Below are 4,882 nucleotides of genomic sequence, written 5' to 3' on the forward strand. Positions count from 1 at the left end.
TGTTCCGTCATGTCCGTCGCAACGGGGAACGCGCCCGAACAGTTCAACCTCCGGGTGAACCGTCCGGCGTCCTGATCCGTCGTGGCCCCGCGGGTGGCCCTGATCCCGCCGACCACGACTGAGAGGGACCTTCCATGCCGCTGCCGATCCCCCTGCCCGGGCGCAGGCTCCTGCTGGCGCTGCTACTCGCCGTCGTCGCCGGTGCGACGGTCGTCGCCTCGGCCGTCTTCGCCCCCGGCGGGGACGGCGCCGACCGCAGCGACCGTGTCGCCGGGGTGGCGGGCACCGGCGAGCACACCGTCACCTTCCGCAACGAGATGTCCGAACCGGTCTGGATCGGCGCCACGGTCAACGCGGACGGCTCCGCCCCGCTCGCCGGGCTGCCGAAGCTGGACCCGGGGCAGTCCGCCACGATCACCGTGCCCGAGCAGTCGGGCGCCGGGCACTGGCGCGGCAAGTTCTTCGCGCGGCAGGGCTGCGCGGGGGAGGACGGCAGTACGTTCCACTGCGCGGTCGGTGACTGCGGGCCGTACGCCGACCACTGCGCGACCGGCGAACAGCCCGTCAGCCTCGCCGAGTTCAACTTCGATCCGGCCGACGCCCTGGCCCCCTGGTACAACGTCAGCTACGTCAACGCGGTCTCGTCGACGGTGACGATCGTCCCCGACGGCGCGGCACCGCCCGCGGACGGCGGCGAGTGCTCCGACGTGGGCTGCCCCGGCGACCTGCTGGCCGTCTGCCCGCCGGAGAACCTGACCAGGGACGCGGCGACGGGCAGGCCGCTGGTCTGCGTCAACCCGAACCGGGACGCCAAGACGGCCTACAGCGAGGCCCTCACCCGGCAGTGCCCGAAGGCGTACTCCTGGTCCAGGCACGACGCCGAACCCGGCAACCAGGTCGTCCGCCAGTGCAGCCACTGCACCGGCATGACCGTCACCTTCCAGGGCGCGTCCGGCCCCACGCCCGCCACCGACCCGGTCACCCCCGACCCGACGCCCGAGACCGCCGCGCCCGCCGACGCGCGGGGCGTCAGCCTCAACCCCGTCGAGGGCGCCGCCCAGGCGCTGGTCGACTCCGGCGCGTCCTGGTACTACAACTGGGCGTCCTCCACCGGCGAGGTCGCCAAGCCGGACGGCGTCGAGTACGTGCCGATGATCTGGGGCCCCGGCTCGGTCACCGACGCCGAACTGGGCGCGGCGGCACGCGAGGGCACGAACCTGCTCGGCTTCAACGAGCCCGACCATCCCGGTCAGGCCGACATGAGCCCCGAGCAGGCGCTCGACCTGTGGCCCCGGCTGGAGGCGACCGGCCTGCGGCTGGGCGCACCGGCGGTCGCCAGCGGCGCCGACCTGGAGGGCGGCTGGCTGGACCGCTTCATGAAGGGCGCCGACGAGCGCGGCCTGCGCGTCGACTTCGTTCCCGTGCACTGGTACGGCGCCGACTTCGGCCCCGACGCCCCGGAGCACCTGCGCCGTTACCTCCAGGCCGTCCACGACCGCTACGGCAAGCCGGTCTGGCTGACCGAGTACGGCCTCATCGACTTCTCCCAGGGCACGCCCCGCTACCCCGGCGCGGAGGAACAGGCCGCCTTCGTCGGGTCGTCGACGCGGATGCTGGAGCGGCTGGACTTCGTGGAGCGGTACGCGTGGTTCACCCTCTCCACCCGCACCAGCCCGACGGGCCTGTACGACGGGACGACGGCGAACGCCAGCGGCCAGGCCTACCGGACCGCGGGTTGAGGGGGGCCGGGGGTGGACGGGTGTCCGTCCAGGCGGCGCAGGTTGACGAGGATCTGCTCGGCGTCCGGGTGGTCCAGCTCGCCGAAGATCTTCAGTGCCCGCCGCCACGTCATACGGGCCTCCTCCGGGCGGCCGACGGAGAGGAGGACCTCTCCCAGATGACCGAGCGTGTGCCCTTCGCCCCACTGGTTGCTGACGTCCCGGTGGGCCTCCAGCGCCTGCCGGTACGCGGCGACCGCGTCGTCGTGGCGGCCCAGCCGGTGCCGTACCGTGCCGAGGAAGTCGAGCGCGACGCCCTCGACCCAGCGGTTGCCGCTGGCCCGCAGGACGGTCATCGCCTCCTCCAGACAGGTCACGGCGTCGTCGAACCGGCCGAGCCGCTGGTAGGCGTCGCCCAGGTTGGCCAGGCCGATGCCCTCGCTCCAGGGGTCACCGCCGAGGAGGCGGTAGAGGGCCAGGCCCCGGCGCGAGTACTCGACGGACTTCCGGAACTGCCCGGCCTGGAGGTAGATGTCGCCCATGTTGGCCATGGCCGACGCCCTGCCCTTCACGTCGCCCGTCTTCCGGTACAGCACCAGCGCGTCCCGGAGGGCGCTGATCGCCTCCTCGTGCCGGCCCAGCGAGCGCAGGGCGTTGCTCAGGTCCTTGAGCGCCCACGACACGCCCTCCTCGTCGTCGCTGGCGCGGGCCGCCGCGAGCCCGGCGCGGGTGGTGTCGTGCCAGTCCTGGAGGTGGCTGCGCAGGTAGAAGAAGCCCCACAGGGCGGCGGGCAGCCGCCACGCGATGCCGGGCAGTCCGGCCGCGGCGGCCTGGTGCACGGCGGCGACGAGGCCGGGCCGTTCGGTCTCGCACCAGTCCACGGCCTGGTCATGGGCGGTGAACGTCAGCGGACGGCAGCCCGGGGGCGGCGCTTCGAGGGGCACCCGGCGGCGGCGCGGGGCGAGGAACGCGTACGCGGCGTCGGCCGTGTGCAGGTACCAGGACAGCAGCCGCTCGACGGCCTCGCCGCGCTCCCGCTCCGACTCCTCGGCGTGGACGCGTTCGGTGGCGTAGGCGCGCAGCAGGTCGTGCAGGGCGTAGCGGCCGGGCCGGTGTTCGGTGAGCAGGTGGGCGCGGGTGAGTTCGGCGAGCGGTCCGCGCACGTCCCGGGGCGGGAGCCCGACGAGGGCCGCCGCGGACGGGGTGGAGATGTCCGCCCCGCAGTGCAGCCCCAGCAGCCGGAACAGCCGCGCCGCCGGAGCGGACAGCGCCTCGTACGACCAGGAGAACACGGCGCGTACGTCCGTACTGAGGTCGCTGCTGGTGAAGGCGTCGAGGCTGCCGTGGCTGTCGCGCAGTTCGTCGACGACGGCGCTGAGCGGGAACCCGGGGTGGGTGGCGGCCCGGGCGGCGACCAGGGCCAGCGCCAGCGGCAGCCGGGCGCCGTACTCGATGATCTCGTTGGTCTCCTTGGGCTCCGCCGCCAGCCGCGCGGCGCCGAGGCGGCGGCTGAGGAAGCCGTGGGCCTCGGTGGTGGTCAGCGGGCTGAGCGTCAGCGGGTGCGCGCCGTCGTTGACGATCAGGCCGGTGAGCTGGCTGCGGCTGGTGACGATGACCAGACAGCCGGGGGCGCCCGGCAGCAGCGGCCGGACCTGGTCGGTGTCGCGGGCGTTGTCGAGCAGGATCAGCACCCGGCGTCGGGCGAGCGTGCTGCGGTACAGCGCCGCCTGCGCGTCGAGCTGGGCGGGGATGCGCTGCGGGGGCAGGCCGAGGGCGGCGAGGAAGATGTGGATGGCCTCGCCGGGCGGCATGACCGAGCCGGTCGGGTCGAAGCCGCGCAGGTTGACGTAGAGCTGCCCGTCGGGGAAGCGGTGGGCGACCTCGTGGGCCCAGTGCACGGCCAGGGTCGTCTTGCCGATGCCGCCCATACCGCCGATCGCGCCGATCACCACCGTCTGCGGCGAGGTGCCGTCCGGCGGCAACAGGGCCCGGATCTCGTCCAGTTCCCGGCGTCGGCCGGTGAAGGCGGGCAGGTCGGCGGGGAGTTGCGCCGGTCGGGCCACGGCGGGGGGTGTCGGTTCCGGAGGGGGTTCCGGTTCCGGGGTGGCCGCCGCGTGGGCGTCCTCGGCCTCGGGAGGTCGCCGTGGTGACGGGGCCGGGTGCGGGGCGGGGTCCAGGGAGGCGTCGGCCGCGAGGATGCGGTCGTGTAACTGGCGGAGCGGGGCGCAGGGTTCGATGCCCAGTTCCGACACCAGGATGCGCCGGGTCGCCCGGTACGCCGTCAGCGCCTCGGCCTGTCGGCCCGACCGGTACAGGGCCAGCATCAGCAGCCTGCTCAGCTGCTCACGCAGCGGATGGTCGCCGGTCAGCGCGGTCAGCTCGGCGATCACGTCGCGGTGGCGGCCCAGCTGGATGTCGAGGTCGAGCCGCATCTCCAGGGCGGCCAGCCGCCGTTCGGCCAGCCGGGCCCGCTCGCTCTCGGCCAGGGGCCCGGGCAGCCCGGCCAGCGGCGTGCCCTGCCAGTCGGCGAGCGCCGTGTGCAGCAGGTCGGCGGCGGCGGACTCCTCGCCCGCCGTGCGCAGCCGGGTCGCCTCGGCGACCCGCCGCTCGAACAGCCCCAGGTCCAGGGCGTCGTCGGGGACGTCGGCCAGGTAGCCGTCCGCGACCGAGACGATCACCCGTGGGTGCCCGTCACCGTCACCGCCGGGCTCCAGTGTCTTCCGCAACCGCGACACATACGTGCGCAGGACGGAGATGGCGGCGGAGGGCGGCCGCTCGCCCCAGACGGCGTCGACGAGTTCCCCGACGGTCACGGGGCGCCCGCGCCGCAACAGCAGTGTGGTCAATACCACCCGCTGCTGTGGCGAACCGAGATCGATTTCCTGTGCACCGTGCCATGCGCGGATCGGCCCCAGCACGGCGAAGCGCACAAACCCGCCGTGCGCTGTGTCTCCGTAGCCTGTGTTCACCCTGGTGACTCTACTGACGGGGACCTCGATCGCATCGTGACCAGGGTCTCTTTTCGGCACGTTGTTGCTTTGCCGACCCATGCCGGTAACGCATTTCCGGTGAATACGGGGAGGTAATGCGGAGTTAAAGGCAAGAGGGCATTAATAGGGCCGTCTTGGCCAGGTGTTGAACGAAGGGACGGACATGACGGAACC

At 73.4% G+C, this 4,882-nt stretch carries 2 protein-coding genes; one reads left to right on the forward strand and one right to left on the reverse strand.

Annotated features, from left to right (window positions below):
- Window positions 1-134: 134 nt before the first annotated feature.
- Window positions 135-1,739 (forward strand): glycosyl hydrolase, encoded by a 1,605-nt coding sequence (locus ABZ659_RS35670; RefSeq protein ID WP_360229119.1) that lies wholly within the window; start codon window positions 135-137, stop codon window positions 1,737-1,739.
- Here ABZ659_RS35670 and ABZ659_RS35675 read toward each other — a convergent pair.
- Entirely contained in the window at window positions 1,721-4,687 is a 2,967-nt protein-coding gene (locus ABZ659_RS35675; protein WP_360229122.1) for a BTAD domain-containing putative transcriptional regulator, read from the reverse strand. The genes ABZ659_RS35670 and ABZ659_RS35675 overlap by 19 nt on opposite strands.
- Window positions 4,688-4,882: the final 195 nt, after the last annotated feature.

The sequence above is a fragment of the Streptomyces sp. NPDC006997 genome, assembly GCF_040635175.1.
Classification (GTDB): domain Bacteria; phylum Actinomycetota; class Actinomycetes; order Streptomycetales; family Streptomycetaceae; genus Streptomyces.

Coding starts and splice junctions, on each gene's coding strand:
- ABZ659_RS35670 (WP_360229119.1), top strand. CDS start 135: ATGCCGCTGCCGATCCCCCTGCCCGGGCGCAGGCTCCTGCTGGCGCTG.